At 59.5% G+C, this 15,995-nt stretch carries 20 protein-coding genes; 1 reads left to right on the plus strand and 19 read right to left on the minus strand.

The window, feature by feature from the left end:
* Positions 1-63: 63 nt before the first annotated feature.
* Positions 64-405: a hypothetical protein gene (locus NGM99_RS06090; RefSeq protein ID WP_252817114.1), complete on the minus strand. Its 342-nt coding sequence runs from the start codon at positions 403-405 to the stop codon at positions 64-66.
* 648 nt (positions 406-1,053) lie between these two features.
* Here NGM99_RS06090 and NGM99_RS06095 point away from each other — a divergent pair.
* Entirely contained in the window at positions 1,054-1,314 is a 261-nt protein-coding gene (locus NGM99_RS06095; RefSeq protein ID WP_252817116.1) for a helix-turn-helix transcriptional regulator, read from the plus strand.
* 295 nt (positions 1,315-1,609) lie between these two features.
* Here the strand turns inward: NGM99_RS06095 and NGM99_RS21720 are convergent, their stop codons facing one another.
* The 18 genes from NGM99_RS21720 to NGM99_RS06175 form a co-directional block, all read right to left on the minus strand.
* Positions 1,610-2,116, minus strand: coding sequence for an HGGxSTG domain-containing protein (locus NGM99_RS21720; RefSeq protein WP_353937384.1), 507 nt, complete (start codon positions 2,114-2,116; stop codon positions 1,610-1,612).
* Positions 2,117-2,418: 302 nt separating this feature from the next.
* Positions 2,419-3,519: an AAA family ATPase gene (locus NGM99_RS06100; protein WP_252817118.1), complete on the minus strand. Its 1,101-nt coding sequence runs from the start codon at positions 3,517-3,519 to the stop codon at positions 2,419-2,421.
* Complete coding sequence (locus NGM99_RS06105; RefSeq protein WP_252817119.1) at positions 3,512-4,567, minus strand: DUF7146 domain-containing protein; 1,056 nt, start codon at positions 4,565-4,567, stop codon at positions 3,512-3,514. The genes NGM99_RS06100 and NGM99_RS06105 overlap by 8 nt, the downstream gene beginning before the upstream one ends.
* Positions 4,557-4,856, minus strand: a complete 300-nt coding sequence (locus NGM99_RS21725) for a helix-turn-helix domain-containing protein (RefSeq protein ID WP_353937385.1) — start codon at positions 4,854-4,856, stop codon at positions 4,557-4,559. Before NGM99_RS21725 ends, NGM99_RS06105 begins: the two co-directional genes overlap by 11 nt.
* Positions 4,857-5,747: 891 nt before the next feature.
* Positions 5,748-6,332, minus strand: a complete 585-nt coding sequence (locus tag NGM99_RS06110) for an Arm DNA-binding domain-containing protein (RefSeq protein ID WP_252817121.1) — start codon at positions 6,330-6,332, stop codon at positions 5,748-5,750.
* A 45-nt stretch (positions 6,333-6,377) separates the two neighbouring features.
* Positions 6,378-7,682, minus strand: coding sequence for a tyrosine-type recombinase/integrase (locus NGM99_RS06115; RefSeq protein ID WP_252817123.1), 1,305 nt, complete (start codon positions 7,680-7,682; stop codon positions 6,378-6,380).
* A gap of 194 nt (positions 7,683-7,876) precedes the next feature.
* Positions 7,877-8,266: a four-helix bundle copper-binding protein gene (locus tag NGM99_RS06120; protein WP_252817125.1), complete on the minus strand. Its 390-nt coding sequence runs from the start codon at positions 8,264-8,266 to the stop codon at positions 7,877-7,879.
* A gap of 51 nt (positions 8,267-8,317) precedes the next feature.
* Positions 8,318-8,458: a hypothetical protein gene (locus NGM99_RS06125; protein WP_252817127.1), complete on the minus strand. Its 141-nt coding sequence runs from the start codon at positions 8,456-8,458 to the stop codon at positions 8,318-8,320.
* Positions 8,459-8,564: 106 nt separating this feature from the next.
* On the minus strand, positions 8,565-9,548 hold the full coding sequence (locus tag NGM99_RS06130) for a L,D-transpeptidase family protein (protein WP_252817128.1): 984 nt from the start codon (positions 9,546-9,548) through the stop codon (positions 8,565-8,567).
* Between the two features lie 187 nt (positions 9,549-9,735).
* The gene (gene ureG, locus NGM99_RS06135) at positions 9,736-10,353 is read right to left on the minus strand and encodes an urease accessory protein UreG (protein ID WP_252817131.1); all 618 of its coding nucleotides are present in this window, start codon (positions 10,351-10,353) and stop codon (positions 9,736-9,738) included.
* Positions 10,350-10,997, minus strand: a complete 648-nt coding sequence (locus NGM99_RS06140) for an urease accessory protein UreF (protein ID WP_252817757.1) — start codon at positions 10,995-10,997, stop codon at positions 10,350-10,352. The genes ureG and NGM99_RS06140 overlap by 4 nt, the downstream gene beginning before the upstream one ends.
* A complete protein-coding gene (locus tag NGM99_RS06145) occupies positions 10,966-11,628 on the minus strand; it encodes an urease accessory protein UreE (RefSeq protein ID WP_252817133.1) in 663 nt (220 codons plus the stop codon). Before NGM99_RS06145 ends, NGM99_RS06140 begins: the two co-directional genes overlap by 32 nt.
* Before the next feature lie 37 nt (positions 11,629-11,665).
* Entirely contained in the window at positions 11,666-12,118 is a 453-nt protein-coding gene (locus tag NGM99_RS06150) for a DUF29 domain-containing protein (RefSeq protein ID WP_252817135.1), read from the minus strand.
* Positions 12,119-12,162: 44 nt separating this feature from the next.
* Positions 12,163-13,875 carry an urease subunit alpha gene (ureC, locus tag NGM99_RS06155; RefSeq protein ID WP_252817137.1) on the minus strand — a complete coding sequence of 571 codons (1,713 nt, stop codon included), beginning with the start codon at positions 13,873-13,875 and terminating at the stop codon, positions 12,163-12,165.
* Positions 13,875-14,180 carry an urease subunit beta gene (locus tag NGM99_RS06160; protein ID WP_252817140.1) on the minus strand — a complete coding sequence of 102 codons (306 nt, stop codon included), beginning with the start codon at positions 14,178-14,180 and terminating at the stop codon, positions 13,875-13,877. Before NGM99_RS06160 ends, ureC begins: the two co-directional genes overlap by 1 nt.
* Before the next feature lie 2 nt (positions 14,181-14,182).
* Positions 14,183-14,758, minus strand: coding sequence for a HupE/UreJ family protein (locus tag NGM99_RS06165; RefSeq protein WP_252817142.1), 576 nt, complete (start codon positions 14,756-14,758; stop codon positions 14,183-14,185).
* An 11-nt stretch (positions 14,759-14,769) separates the two neighbouring features.
* On the minus strand, positions 14,770-15,072 hold the full coding sequence (locus tag NGM99_RS06170; protein WP_252817145.1) for an urease subunit gamma: 303 nt from the start codon (positions 15,070-15,072) through the stop codon (positions 14,770-14,772).
* A 9-nt stretch (positions 15,073-15,081) separates the two neighbouring features.
* Positions 15,082-15,900, minus strand: a complete 819-nt coding sequence (locus NGM99_RS06175) for an urease accessory protein UreD (RefSeq protein WP_252817147.1) — start codon at positions 15,898-15,900, stop codon at positions 15,082-15,084.
* Positions 15,901-15,995 lie beyond the last annotated feature (95 nt).

Raw genomic sequence — 15,995 nt, forward strand, 5'->3', positions numbered from 1 at the left:
GTTCGGTAATTTAAGGTCTCCAGCTGTCTGACAACTTAACGTCCGAAACTCAAACGCACAGGCTCAAAGGAGCTGCGGTTCGAGGCGTGGAGCCTTGCGAGAGGCTTCCGTCAAACCTTGCGGCTTGAGTTGCCTTTTCGCGAAACGCCCCTCCATCCATATGCGGAAGAGCACCCCAAACAGCGCTGCATAGACAAGAGCACCTGTGTTGCCATTGCCAAAGTACTTGACGGCGAGGCATCCGGCAAAAGCGACGATGGCAAGCACGCCGACATAACGTAATGCCATCGCTGCAAAATATGCAGGGATCAGCCAAGCGATGCCCTCGGCAAAGCTAAACAAAACGACTTGGCTGGAATGGACCGCTGAAGAGAGAACTGCCCCAGCACAAAACAGGACTGCCACAAATAGACAGGCATTCCGAACAGTACCCGTTCGAGCGGCGTCATCATGCCATCGGGCGATGTATAGCGATAACGCTGGTTTAGGTTTCCGAATTGCAATGACCGCGCAAGCGATTGCCGCTGTAAGCACCCAAAGCGTTGCCGCTACGAAGGCATCCCTAAGCGAACTTGGTGCTGCGCCATATGGCGGCGTAGCTGCAGCGAACCCAAGCAGTGCCAACCAGGCAGCCCAGATCCAGATCCTGTGCCATGGCCTGATGAGGCGCCCGTGCGGAACGCGACTAATTTGGGTTGTAGTCTGTACTGGCCGGGCCCGTGGGCCTTTGCCGAGTTCCACCTGCAAGCTGGCCTCAAGCTCTTCGGAGATTTGCTCATCATCTAGCGGCCGAGCGGCTGCGATTGGTTCTTCAACCCGCTCGCCTAAACTCGTGCCGCAGCTGCCGCAGAAACGATGGCTGGCATGTCTTTCTGCTCCGCAACCAAAGCAGAACCGGAGAGGCCTGATGGGTGGGGTGTTGCTGCCAATAGTGCCGCCCCAAACCACCCGTTGCCTCCCCGCATCTCTGCATCAGCCTTGAGCGAGAAAGCTATCCAATAATGATGGCTATAGCCAGTGGTTAAGTAGCCATCCCAATGGTGGCTTGGCCATATGAATGGGCGGGCACTTGTTGCATGGAACCTGCGCCGCCTGCGCGTGGCACGCGGCATCTCGCAAGAACGCCTTGCAGCGGACGCTGAAGTCGATCGTGCTTATCTGGGTGGCCTTGAGCGCCAAACTGAGAACCCGACTGTTGACCTGCTCGATCGCATTGCTGGCGTGCTGGCTGTGACGGTAACTGACCTGTTTGAGAAACCGCGGGCTGGAGATCAGCCTCCTGAAACACTGAAGCGCGGCCGGAAGCCACGGTAGCTGGTGCAAGCGGGCAGACCGCTAGGCGAACCGCTCATGATACCAAAAATTGGCTTCCGCCTTGCGCCCGCCTGTTTTTGCCGTCGCGCATCACCTTCTAAGACGCGCGCAGGCGACAGGATTATCTGCCAACTCAGCAATAACTATCGGCGCTATAGACAGGCGGGGGTGAGAAAAATTCGCGCTTGGCGCAGCGATAACGTCAGCCAGACAGTCTATGGTGATGGGCACACCGCACATGCAGAATGCCGACTTCGCGATCCGTCATTACCTCACGTGTGCTAATCACTCGAGGCTAAAACGAAGTTTTGTTCTGCCGTCGATACCGACGAAGCTCGCTGCACCGCGAACTCCGCTGCTCAGGCTGCTCGGCAGCCTGTTGCGCCTCGAGATCGGTCAGACGCTGCTTGAACACCTTCCATCGATCTGCCAGCGATGCGCTCAGCTTGGCTCGTCCCTCTTGAGTTCGCGGTCCCGTCGATAGGCCACCATGGAGACGACAACGCATCTTCCCAGGCACAACACGCACGGCGCATAACCCACCCTGTCGGATCTTTGCGCCACACCGAGGTCTCTCACTCTTTGGCAACGGCTTCCCATCGCCATCAAGCCCCCTTGCAGCCATGTGCTCGCACTTGAGGCCGCAGTAACACTCCCACTTGCCACATCGATAGTCCGGGCTTTTGCGCTTCGCGCCGGGACATGGAAACCAGCCATAGTCCTGATAATAGCGCCACCAGAACGGATCTATCCGCGGATCGGGGCGGCCATCTGGCAGGCTTTGTGATGTGGGGTTTTTCATCGAAGCCTCACTGCCGTCACCGATCAAACACGCAAAAGGATGTACGGCTTTGACAGGCCATCATCTAAGACCCCATGACGAATTCACTCTATTGGGACCGTACATGATCACCCAACTTTTCGGAGAGCACGCGAACCCTGAGCGCGCAGCAAGCTTTGTTGCCGCCATGTACGGCGTTCGCATTCACCCTGCACGCTTGGTAAGGTCGGTAAGACTAGTAAGATTGAAAGCTTGAAGCAGGTGCCGATTGGATTTTTCCGCTGCTGCCAACTCCAACCACGCACTGCCAACGGCGCCCAACCTTACCTTGTTACTTTCTTACCGATTTTACTCGCTTCGTAGACTCTGCCCGGGAGCCCATAGACGCCGCGTGAGGCCCTCACGAGTTCGCCCACTCTGTACATGCGATGTAGCATCACGTTGAGTGATGCTTCGCTGGACATTCCTGCTCGCTGCAGAATCTCATTGGGACGAAGTGGCTCGCCTGCAGTCTTTAAGACTTCTAGGATGCGCTGCCGCTCTGAGCTCAGCCCGACCTCGTTAGCGCTGCCTATCACCTCCCAAGTGCAGGTTACCTCGTTGAACCTGACGGCAGTTTCGATCTCTTCAATGTCTCGCCCATGCCCACGCAATACAACACCGCCACTTTCCCGCCTAAGGATCAGGCAGCTATCTGCAGCCCCTTGTAGTCCATAAGTGCCTGAGATTTCCTCGTACGGGCTGCCTTCCGAACGCATCTTACGCGTGTGGTGAATGACAACGATTGCAACCTTTGCTTCCAAAGCAAGTGTCTGCAATTCTTTCACAGCAAGATATTCAGCATCGTACTGCGTTTGTCTGCGATTTCCGCCGAGGCCTTTGAACATTGCGAGCACGTCCACAATGACCAAGCCCACTTTAGGGTGACATTCAATCCACTCCTTCAGCTTCGTGATGCCTCCATTATCTGCCCTTGGCCAGTCTATCGCAAAGTGCAGACCAGTCAGCGCTGGCTGAGTTCCCGCCGCTTTTCCTTCATAGAGCTTGTTAATGCGTGACTGCAGGCGGCGCTCGTTGTCCTCAAGGGCAAGATAAAGGGCTTCCACACGTGGTTCGGCAATCCGGTTCAGGAACGAGAAACCAGAAGTCACAGCTGCGGCCATGTGCAACGCAAACCATGACTTTCCGAGCTTGGGTGGGCCAGCAAGGATAGTCAAGCCTTCTGCGACGTAACCTGGTACAACGTATTTGATAGGCTCAAATTTGCGCGCTAATAATTCGCCGGCAGTAAAGGTTTGTAGAGATATGTGACCGGGGAGTGCGGAGAACTTACGATCCCGCTTACGTCCTTTCGGATGGAAATGATAGAGCTCTACTTCGTCTGCAATCGAAAGGCGCGTGATATCGGTGTCAGGCTTAAACATGGATCGAGATCCAGTCGTTTAAGTCGCTTTCTTCAACCGTTGGCACTAGAACCAGTGCCTCCTGTCCAGCATCCTGATAACGATGGGCCACGTGCCTTGCGGCAGTTACTCCTTGTTTACTTTTGTCATGATCAGCAGCAATCCAGACGGCCTCAAGTCCAGCTAGTAAAGGGAAGTTTTTCAGGCCCGTCGCACTGAGACATGCCCAAACAGGTAGTTGATTTAGACCTGGCAGATGACACATGCTCAGTGTTGTTTCGATCCCTTCACCGATACCGAGAACGAGGGTCACATCTGCATTCTCGAACAGCTTGACTGCGCCGCCAGTAAGACGGCCAAGCGCCTTGCGAACTACCCTCTCTCCGCTGCTAGGGATCCTTGTTCGATGAATGGCCTGTGGTTCATTGGTCACAATGTTACGGACTAGCGCAACCATACACCCTGCGCGCTCTCGCCCGAATGGACAGGAAGGATGCCATCGCAGCTCTCCGCTCGCGCATTGCAGGCCGCGACTAGCGAGATAGGCTTCCGCAGGGCTTTTGAGGATCGATTGAGACGCATTCCAGATGCTTTGCCAAGCGCTGGCGCCAGTTGCTGCACTCTTCGTCACAGCGCGCGTATCGTGCATAGAAATCAGCGGATCTCGAGATCGCAGCCTCAGTCGGCGTTGAACATAATCCTTGCACATAGGCCATGCGTCGCCGGCGAAGCTATGCACTCGACAATTGCCGTCAGCGAACAAATCTACCAGCAGCGAGCGGTCAGAAGATGAATGCCCAGGACCAGGCACAAGCAATCGACCGCGATCGAGCACCACGCCTCCGAGAATACGTGCTGCATTTCGGAGAGCGAAAATACTTAGAGTCCCTGCTGGCCGGGAAGCAGAGGGATAGAGATGTTGCCGCAACAATGACGCGGAATTATTGGCTTCAAACCTGCTGTCCGTACTGCTAAATCTTGCTGCGTCGAGTTTTCCGCCAGATTTCTTGACTGATCTAGCCCGGTGAGCGCCTGCCAGCGCTCCCGGGCTTTTCATTTCAACGCTCATGTTGATCACTCCCCGTTGGAAGTGTGCGAATGAAGGCCTCAAGTTCTGGCATCAGGATCAATACGCGCTTGCCAACTTTGCGGGGCTTGAGCACCCCTGATCGGAAGAGCTTGTAGAAGGTAGAACGGCTCAGACCTGAGAGAGCTGAGGCTTCCCGGAGAGTTACTGCGAGTTTTAGTTGCATTGGACCATCTCTGGTTCGTTGAGATGGTGTGCGATTATGCACATGGTGCTTGCAGTGGCTACAAGCGGGATAGCCAATTTGCACGTACCAAAAAAAGATTCGCATTGCGTAAGCTGATGAAATTGCTTCAGCAAATCCTGCGCGATCTAGTTTCTCATAAAATCAGATCGCAGGCCAAATGAAGAGCGCCATGCCACACTTTCTCATCCTGCAACTGCACACAGGCGTTGGGTGATGGTCACCGAGCGAGGACACTAGAAGGATGACCAGCACTCTTCTCCGGCTGGGAGTTTGATGCATTACAGTGAACACCCTGAGTTGCTTGCCCTGCACCAGTTCGCCCGGTTTTATGTCCAGCTGAAACGCTGATGATATTGGTGCCGCGGCGGCCCGAGACGAACCGACGAGCTCCAAGGTCGAGACGGCATTCCCGTTGGGAGCAACCGGGGGACGGGACGCTACACCACGATGTAAAGGTTCGCTTGCACAGGCGCATTGAGCACTCAGTCGGCAAATCTGAGAACGGATGAAAGAATACGACCCGCTACGATAAGGTCGCTGACTCTCAGATTAGCTTTGTCGACCTAATTTTGTACCGCTGTGGCGTCTCACTGTGTGGATCGCCTACCGCTTACGCTTTGGTCAACCCGGTCGCGATGATGACGTCGATGGTGTCTCCGGATGCCAAAGAGAGTGCACGACTACAGCGAACTTTTTGCCGAGGTCGAACCCATCCTGGTGATTATTTGCGCACCGCCTCCAGAAGGTGGACTTCGTCAGCTCCGATATTGGTGGACCGCAAAATCATGCTTGAAGCGCACGCCTGTCGTTAACATGAGCGACGTCGTACGAGCATATGAAATGCCTTCGCTTTTATGCCGCCGCGGACGAGATCCGTCCATCATTAAGAACATAACATTTGATCAGTTAAAGAAGCTTAGCGCCCTTAAGCGTCTCCCCACATCGCAAGTCAAACCACCCCCGTTACGCTACATATCAGGCCACAATCGATGCCATGTCAGGACTTGTCTGGAATCCATTCCATTTACCCCATCGAAAAACATTTCCAATACGGAACTTGATGAATTTTACTAGTTTTTCATTCTGCTTAATATTTTTAAGATCGTGGAGTATGTGACTATCCTTGATAGCCGATAATTTCATATTTCTTATAGTTTTGCAGCAGCGCAACAACATGTTGCAATAATCCGTGCGGAGCTTATGACTAAATGTGCCACGGTTCGCTTTTCTCACAAATATACGAACGAGTTGCTCAAATGTGGTACGATAAAATAGCTGACGCACTTTAAACATCGCATCTGCTGGATCGCGCCCTGCAGCTATGTGACGCGTTGCCCGGTCAGCGCGTTTTCTAGCTTCCGCTAACGATACTTTATTCCCGTATCCACCGAGACCGATTTCACGTCGCTTGCCATCTTCCCTCCATATGAAGACCCAAGAATAGCTTGTTGGAAATCGCCTTAAGTATAATCCACCACCATCACCAAGGATGGCTTTCTTACGATCAATCCAAGCGGATTTGCATTGCTCTTCGGTAAGTTTTCTTGTTTGACGAGCCACTAGTGCGCAGTCCCTCTGATTTTGATATTGCCAGTGCGCGTAGCATCAATTCAGTTCTACTACTTCCTTTAGCTCACCCTCGCACCACCTCTCCCACTCCTGCATTAGCTGCCTGCGCTTCTCCAGCGCGTCTGCCCTCCTATAGGCGCGCTCCGTGGCATCACCCACAGCATGTGCGAGTGCCTGCTCGGCGACATCGCGCGGGAAATGCGTCTCGTCCCCCACCCAGTCGCGAAAAGATGAGCGGAAGCCATGGACCGTGCAATGGTTCTTCTTCATGCGCCTGAGCAGCATCTCCATGGACATGGAGGAAAGCGGACGATCGCAGTCTGATACTGCTCCGATTATGGAGTCGCCGGGTCTGGCGGAAGTGGATCTACGTGCGACTAATCGATTGGTTTCAGCTCTACCCTGTCCGCGCTTTTCATCAGCCCTGCGCCGCCCTATCCTTTGCCCAGGGAACACGAAACTTGATGAGCGCACCTCATGAAGGTCGGCAAGGATGCGGACGGCTTTCGCTGGAAGCGGCACCCGGTGCTCTCGTCCTGCCTTCATGCGGTAAGCAGGCACGATCCAGAGGGCAGCGTCGAAATCTATCTCCTCCCACTTCGCACCCAGCACCTCGCCTGATCGTGCAGCCGTCAGAATTAAGAATTCCAGCGCTCGTGCAGCAAGTGCTTCATGAGTACGTAGCTCCTTCATGAAGAGCGGCAGCTCACCGTAAGGCATGGCGGCATGGTGGCCACGACTGAGTCTTTGGCGAGCCGGAAGCACGTTCTTTAAGTGTCCTCGCCAAAGGGCTGGATTCTCGCCCGAGCGCCATCCTTGTGCCTTGGCAAAGTCAAGCACACGCTCAATGCGACCACGCAGACGGGAGGCGGTCTCTGGCTTTGCTCCCCAAATAGGCGTCAGCACAGAAAGCACGTCGGCCGTTGTTACTTCCGAAATTTTGCGATTAGCGATTTTGGCTGCATAGACTTCGAGCGTCATGCGCCACTGGGCGCGATGCTTATCATTGCGCCACTGCCCTTCCATCATCGATAGGAAGCGTGTCGAGCACTCACCAAACGTGAGCTCCTCTTCTTGTTTGCGCTCGGCAATTGGATCACGCCCCTCAGCCACTGCTGTGCGGATCTCGCCTGCCAGCCCCCGTGCACGACTAAGCCTGACGGCCGGATAGCTGCCCAAGCCCATCTCGCGCCGCCTGCTGCCATCGCGCCAAACGAAGCTCCACGACTTCGAACCTGAGACTTTAACGCTAAGGTAAAGGCCTCCCCCGTCGCTCAGAAGTCCGGCTGACGAGGCTGCCCTACAGGCCGCATCGGTAAGCTTATTAAGCGCCCTAACCATGCGTGCGTCCCTAACATTGTCCCTAACACAATACCGCAATAATGGCAGACAATCAGGATCAATGAAAGACGCATTCCTCCACCAAAAGCTTGATACTACGCCATTTCTCTAGACAGCTATAGATAGTGACAAACCCTACTATGGCGGACTCTCTGTCCGCCATTCTCACTGAAATTTTCGGCTTAACGGCGGCTTCAATTGACGGTCGGCAGGGCCTTGCGGCAGTCGTCCGCGCACTCACGGCACATCGTGGCGCAGAGCTTGCAGTGGTCGTGGTCATGCTTCTCGCATTCCTCGGCGCAGAGTTCGCAGGCGCGGATGCAGGTTTCGAGTTGGGTGCGGAGCATGGCGATGTTCTGGCCGGTACGGCGCACGGCGACGCGCGCGGTAGCGACGCAGATGTCGGCGCAGTCGGAACAGGTGCGAATGCACTGGCGCATGTCCATCGCCTCGCCCGAACAGGCATCCGCGCATGACGTGCAGAACAGCGAGCACAGCATTGAATGGCGCGCAGCGGTAGCAAGAAGCGCATTGAAATCACTTCCCACATCCGGATGAAGCTGAATCATCTTTTCAAGCGACATGATTTTCTCCTCAGAACTTGGTTGTCACCCGCCAGCGGCACTGGTGATGCGTCATGTGTCGGGGCGGCAAACACCGTCATAAAGGATGCCGATCTCGACTTCGCGCGAGCGCGCTTCCTCACACTCGAAATCGAGCAGCGTCAGGCGCGAGAAGGTCTGCCTGGCGACATAGCCAAGGGCTCTGATCGACATGTCTCGGGTGTCCCGCATAACGAGCATGCGGCGCCAACGACCGCTCGCCGGATTGGTTCATCCGGCGGCAAGGCTACTCCGAGGCGTTATAGGTGGGAGGGGCCGGTCAATCGCCCGCGTATGGGTCGGCCAGCGCCGCAGATGGCCGGCTGATCGGCACCGCGGTCAGCGAGGTGCGGGTCGAGAGTTTCTTTTCGCCGTCACGCTTGAGGAGTTTGCGGAAGCTTTCGTGCATGCCGCCGTCGGAATAGCTGTAGGCGACGGGAGCGGCCGTGGTGGTCGTGGCGAAGCGCTCGAAGGCGACCCGGTCCTTCTGCTCGCGCGCAGCCACGAGCGGATCGGGGCCGCCAGCGGCCGGCGGGCAGGCGGCGAGCGGGTCGGTGGGCTCGCCGTTCGACCACTGCGTGTCGAAGACGTATTTGCGCGAGCAATAGGAAACCTTGGGCTGGCGCCTGGTGACCTCGAAGCTGTCATAGCCCTTCTTGAGGTCCTGCCAGAAGACGAAGTTTTCGTCGCTGCGGTTGCGCGCCATGTTTTCGGGCGACATGCGGAAGGGAAAGGCCTGCACCTGGAAGGATTGCTGGCCGCCCTTCAGCGCGTCGCGGGCAAGCGCATAGATTTCGGCCACGCCTTCATCGGTCAGCGCATAGCAGCCGGACGACGAGCAGGCGCCGTGGATCATCAGCGCCTCACCGGAGTAGCCGAGCGCGGATTCGAGCTTGTTCGGGTAGCCGAGATTGAACGACAGATAATATTGCGACTTCGGGTTCATCATGCTGTTGGACACATGATAGAAGCCTTCGGGCGCCTGACGGTCGCCGATCTTGGTCTTCGGCCCGAGTTTGCCCGACCAGCGGCACATCGGATAGGTCTTGAGAAGCGCGTAGCGGCCCTGGGCGTTCTGCTTCCAGACTTCCAGCTCGCTTTCCTGCTTGAAGATGCGCACGAGGATGGGCGAGGACGGCGTCATGCCTTTCGCGCGCATCTGGCTTACGAGCTTCGCCGGGATCGGCTGGATGGCTTTCGTATCCACGTCGAGCACGCTCGAGACACAGCCTGAGAGTGAAAGGCTGGTTGCGGCGATGATCAAAGGCGTGCGCGCTTTGCGGAGCGCGTTGCGAAGAAGGCTGCGGAAACTGGGCGTCGAAGAAGCTGGCATGGTCCCCGGACAATGCGGCGGCGTGGTTAAGACAAGGTTTCGCGGAACCCACGGTCCGCCCCCGCGCACGCATCATCATGAAAGCAAGGCATGAATACGGCCACGGCAGGCCTCGGCTTCAGTGCCTCAAGCCACCCTCTTCTTCCAGAAACTCGATGATCGTTTCGAGCCCCTGGCGGCGGCGCATATCGGTGAAGACGAAGGGGCGCGACCCCCGCATGCGCTCGGTGTCCGAACGCATCACGTCGAGATCGGCACCGACATAAGGAGCGAGGTCCATCTTGTTGATGATGAGCAGATCCGAGCGCGTGATGCCGGGACCGCCCTTGCGCGGCACTTTCTCGCCGCCGGCCACATCGATCAGATAGAGCGTGATGTCGGCGAGGTCGGGCGAGAAGGTGGCTGCGAGGTTGTCGCCGCCCGATTCGATGAACACCACGTCGAGATCGGGAAAGCGGCGGCGCATCTCGGCGATGGCCGCGAGATTGATCGAGGCGTCCTCGCGGATCGCGGTGTGCGGGCAGCCGCCGGTTTCGACGCCCATGATGCGCTCTTCAGGCAGTGCCTGGACGCGGTTCAGGATCAGCTCGTCTTCCTTGGTGAAGATGTCGTTGGTGACGACGGCGACCGAATAGCGATCGCGCATGGCCTTGCAGAGCATTTCGGTCAGCGTCGTCTTGCCGACGCCGACAGGGCCACCGATGCCGACGCGCAAGGGGCCGTTGGGCGATGTCATGAGCGGAATACCCTCGAATACTGTGTTTCGTGCCGCATGGCGGCGATATCGGAAAGGACCGTAGCCGCCCCGAGATCGTCGAGCGTTGACTGACTCGCGCGGGCGGCGGTGTCGAGAATGACGGGTTCGAGGGCGGCAAGTGTCGCTACCCCGTCACGCTGCCCGAGCGGCACGAGACGGACGGCGGCCTGGACGATGTTGGAAGAGAAAGCGTGGAGATAGGCGGTGAGAACCGCATCGAGTGCGATGCCCTGGTTTCGTGCGGCATGGCCGACGGCGACGGGATAGGGCGCCGGGCGGCCCTCGCCCGTCCATGGTTCGGCGGCTTGCACGAACGCCTCGCCCTGCAGCGTGGTTTCCATGTGGCGCTCGCGCGAACCGGCCATGGCTTCAGCAAGTTCCGCCACGTCCTCGCCGCGCCAGCTCGCGGCGCAGAGCACGGCGTCGTTCCAGCCGGAGCCTTGGGTGAGCAGGTCCGACAGCCAGGCGACGAGCGTCGCACGGTCGCGGATCGTGTTGTCGTGGATCGCGCGCTCGACGCCATGGCTATAGGCGAAGGCGCCCACCGGGAAAGCGGGCGACAGCCATGTCAGAAGCCGCAGAAGCTGCGGATCAGCCATGCCGGCAGTTCGGCCCATGCACATGCCCCGGCGCACCGTGCGGCGGGTTGTGGTCGTGGCGATGACCATGCTCGTGATGGTGTTCATGCCCATGGTGGTCATGGTGATCGTGGGCATGGCGCTCATGCTTTTGTTGGTGTCCATGATCATGGTCATGGTGATGGTGCCCGCCATGCTCATGGCCGTGGCCGGAATAGGCGCCACGCAAGGGGTTGAAAGGCTCGACGGCCTCCGTCACCCGCGCGCCGAGGCCTTGGAGCATGTCGCGGATCACATGGTCCCGCAGGATCACGATGCGGGTGGCTTCGATGGCTGCCGGCAGATGCCGGTTGCCGATATGCCAGGCGAGTGCTGTCAAATGTACGGGGTCTCGCGCCTCGACCACATAGACCTCCTCGTCGGGCGCCACGATGCCGACCGTGCGGCCGTCTTCCAGTTCGAGCAGATCGCCGTCAGTCAACGCCACGGGAGCGATGAGGTCCACCAGGATCCGCTCGCCGTTCTTCAGCGTCAGAACGCGACGGCGCAAATGGCGTTCGTCATGTTCGAGCACGGCGTGGTCGAAGGGCGCGGGAGCGCCTGCCGCGTCGGCCGCGCGGCGAAACGAGCCCGCGCGCGGGAACTTGGTGAAATCGGTGTTGACGGAGAGTTTCATGGGTTTGCCAGTGCAATGTGCTGCCGGAGCGGAGAAGTCAGGGCAGAAAGCTCTTGTCGAGAATCTGCGCCAGCGTGAAGGGGCAGGTTGAGGGAAAGGTGGCGCGGTCGAGGCTCGTTTCGCCTGCTGCGTTCAGTCGCGCGATCTCGTATTCCTCGGCGAGGATTTCCGATGGAAAGTTCTTCAGGCTTGGGCTCTCGGCAAGGCGGCGCGATATCCGGGTGCGTTGTTCGAGGATCGTTCCTTCCCAGCTGCCGCTTCGCTTTTCGGGCTGGAATTTCCACTTGAGAAGATGGGCGAGGAGCACGACGAGGCGGCTTTCGATCTCATTGCGTTCGCTGCGCCCCAAGCTTTCCACCTCTTCGGCGAGATTGTCACGGTCGAGATTTCCCCACGCGCCCGCACGCAAGTCGGCCGCCTGCTGCAAAGCCCAGGCGGCGTAGTCGCGGGTAAAGAGCGACGCTTGGACGATGCGCTCGATCTTGTTCATGCGTTGATCATCGCGCTTCGGCGGTTTGTGCGCAACTCAACTTCTCAGAACAGGAAGTAGCGTTGCGCCATGGGCAGGACGTCGGCGGGTTCGCAGGTGAGGAGTTCGCCATCGGCCCGAACCTCGTAGGTTTCGGGGTCGACGTCGATCTCCGGTGTGCGGTCGTTCAGGCGCATCGACGCCTTGGAGATGCCGCCGCGCGTGTTTTCGACCGCGACCATGGCCTTGGATACGCCGAGCCGTTCTTGCAGACCATTCGCAAGCGTGGCCTGGCTGACGAAGGTGACGGATGAGATCGCCGGCCCGCGCCCGAAGGCGCCGAACATCGGGCGGTAATGCACGGGCTGGGGCGTGGGGATCGAGGCGTTGGGATCGCCCATGGGCGCGACAGCAATGGTGCCGCCGACCAGAACCATGTCGGGCTTCACGCCGAAGAATGCCGGGTTCCAGAGCACGAGATCGGCGCGCTTGCCGACCTCGACCGAGCCGACATGTCTGGACAGGCCTTGGGCGATGGCCGGGTTGATCGTGTATTTCGCCACATAGCGGCGCACACGCATATTGTCGTTGTTGCCGGTTTCTTCCAGCAACCGGCCGCGCTGTACCTTCATCTTGTGCGCGGTCTGCCAAGTTCGGATCAGCACTTCGCCCACGCGGCCCATGGCCTGGCTGTCGGACGAAATGATCGAGAACGCGCCCATGTCGTGGAGGATGTCTTCGGCCGCGATGGTTTCCTTGCGGATGCGGCTTTCGGCAAAGGCGATGTCTTCGGACACGCGCGGGTCGAGGTGGTGGCACACCATCAGCATGTCGAGATGCTCGGCGATGGTGTTGCGGGTGTAGGGCCGCGTCGGGTTGGTCGAGGAGGGAATGACGTTCTGGAGCCCGCAGACCTTGATGATGTCGGGCGCATGCCCTCCGCCCGCCCCTTCCGTGTGGAACGCGTGGATCGTACGGTTCTTGAAGGCCTTGATCGTATCCTCAACGAAGCCGCTCTCGTTCAGCGTATCCGTGTGGATCATCACCTGAACATCGTAGTCGTCGGCGACCGAGAGGCAGGTGTCGATGGCAGCGGGCGTCGTGCCCCAATCCTCATGGAGTTTCAGCGCGCAGGCACCGCCCTCGATCATCTCGATCAGGGCGTGGGGTTGCGAGGCGTTGCCTTTGCCCGACAGGCCGAGATTGATCGGGAAAGCGTCGAAGCTTTGGATCATGCGGGCAAGATGCCAGGGGCCGGGTGTGCAGGTGGTGGCAAGCGTGCCATGCGCGGGGCCCGTGCCGCCGCCGAGCATGGTGGTGACGCCGGAAGTCAAAGCCTCGTTGATCTGCTGGGGGCAGATGAAATGGATATGCGCATCCACCCCGCCGGCCGTCAGAATGCGCCCCTCGCCCGCGATGGCCTCGGTGCCGGGGCCAATGATGATATCGACGTTGGGCTGCACGTCCGGGTTGCCGGCCTTGCCGATCGCCACGATCAGCCCGTCGCGCAGGCCGATATCGGCTTTGACGATTCCCCAGTGATCGACGATCAGCGCGTTGGTAATCACAGTATCGACCGCCCCGCCCGCGCGGGAAACCTGGGACTGCCCCATGCCGTCGCGGATCACCTTGCCGCCGCCGAACTTCACCTCCTCGCCGTAAGTCGTGAAGTCCTTCTCGACCTCGATCACGAGATCGGTGTCGGCGAGGCGCACCTTGTCGCCGACAGTCGGCCCGTACATCTGCGCATAGGAGGCGCGGGAAATCGTCGTCGCCATCACAGCGCTCCCATGATCTTGGCCTGGAAGCCGAAGACGGCGCGGGTGCCCGCGTAATCCACCAGCCGCACCTCGCGGCTCTGGCCGGGCTCGAAGCGGATCGCGGTGCCGGCCGCAATGTCGAGCCGGCGGCCGCGTGCCTGTTCGCGGTCGAAATCGAGCGCGCTGTTGGTTTCGAAGAAGTGGTAGTGCGAGCCGACCTGCACGGGACGGTCGCCGCGATTGGTGACGGTCAGCACCGTGCTTTCGCGGCCCTCGTTGAGGGTGACCTCGCCGTCTTGGGTGATGATTTCGCCGGGAATCATCTTCAAGCTCCGAGTGCGAGCCAAAGGCCAGCGATGGCGGTCAGCGCGCCCGCGCCACGCGCGAGGTTGCGGCCCATCAGGCCGCCAGCGCCCAGGCCCAACCCAATGCCGATCGCGTGCAGGATCGCGGTCGCGGCAGCGAAACCAATGGCGAAGGGCCATGCGCCCGCAGCCCCGAGTTCACCGCCATGGGCATGGCCGTGGAAGAAGGCAAGGAAGCCCACCATGGCAGCGGCGAGTGCGACGGGTGCCTGCAGTGCAGTAGCTGCCAGAAGGCCGAGGACAATCACGGAGGCCAGCACGACCGGTTCGACGAGTGGCACGGGCAGACCACCGATAGCGACCCCAAAGCCGACAAGCATGGTCAAGACGAAAGCAGTGGGCACGATCCAGACCGCACGGCCGCCCAGCAATGCCGCCCAAAGGCCAACGGCGACCATCGCGAGAATATGGTCGCCCCCGAAAAAGGGATGCGAGAAGCCGGCCGCAAGAGAGCCGTGCGCGAGCGGGTCGAGATTCGCGAAGGCGGGCGTCGCGGCAGTCGCGAGGAAGAGAGGGACGAGCAGGAGACGCTTCATGGAAAACTCGCTTAGCGGATGGGCTGGTGCACGGTGACGAGCTTGACGCCGTCGGGAAAGGTGGCTTCGACCTGCACGTCGTGGATCATCTCGGGGATCCCTTCCATGACCTGATCGCGGGTGATCACATGCGCGCCCGCTTCCATGAGATCGGCCACCGAACGGCCGTCGCGCGCACCCTCCACCACGAAATCGCTGATCAGTGCGATGGCCTCCGGATGGTTGAGCTTCACGCCGCGCTCAAGCCGCTTGCGTGCCACGACGGCCGCCATGGCGACGAGGAGCTTGTCTTTCTCGCGAGGTGTCAGGTTCATGCAAAAATCTCAGAGTTTCCAGACGGTGGGCAGGGTGCTTCCGCCCATCAGGATTCGCAAGGCGGGTTCGACCGCGCGGCGCAAATGAAGGCCATCCTTCGCCACCACGCGGGCTACGAGCTTGCCGCCCCAGACGCTGGCGCCACCATTATCGCCGAGCGCGTCGCGGATTGAATCGAGAAGACGTTCGGGTTCGGGACCGGCGTGAAAGAGCGTGGCCATGGCGACGTTACCGGCGAGCACGGTGGCGTTCTGGAGCGCCCGGTCGATGGCGCCGGAAAAGCGCAGATCGTCGGCGAAGAGCAGGCGGCCCTCGCGGCGGATGCGCCATCGGTCCTGGAAATGGCCTTGATGCACGCGCTCGCCCATGGCGGTGCGGCCGAAGATGACGGCTTCGACGGCCGTGAAGCGTGCGTCGCTTGCGAGATCAACATCGAGCGTGCGGCGCAGGCGGCTCTGGTCGAACAGGATCGTTTCCTGCGGCAGCCAGGCGAGCGCAGCACGCTTTCCGACATGCAGTTGCGAGGCAATTAATGTGTCATCGCCCGTGGAGCGATAGATGCGTTCGCAGGCCTGGGTGGTGATGATGGCGGATGCGCCCGCCTCGACCTCGACTTGCGTACGAAAGCGGTCGCCGCCCGTCAGCCCGCCGGCGGTGTTGATGAGCACGGCTTGCGCGGGTTCACCGGGCAGACCGGCCGGCATGCGCAGCTTGGCGCACCCTTCCTGATAGAGCCGCGCCAAGCCGGTGCCGCGACCCGCGCGACGGAACGACACGCGCGCAACGCCTTCGGCGCGCTGAAGGCGCACCCTTGCCCGCGCTGCCATGGAGTCGTCCGTGGCGGGCCTTCTCACCACAGGCACTTCAGCCGCCGTAATCTGCTCTGAATGAATGCCGTCCAAACGTTTCCCACCTCTTGGCA

The organism is Mesorhizobium liriopis (genome assembly GCF_024053505.1).
Taxonomy (GTDB): Bacteria; Pseudomonadota; Alphaproteobacteria; order Rhizobiales; family Rhizobiaceae; genus Mesorhizobium_B; species Mesorhizobium_B liriopis.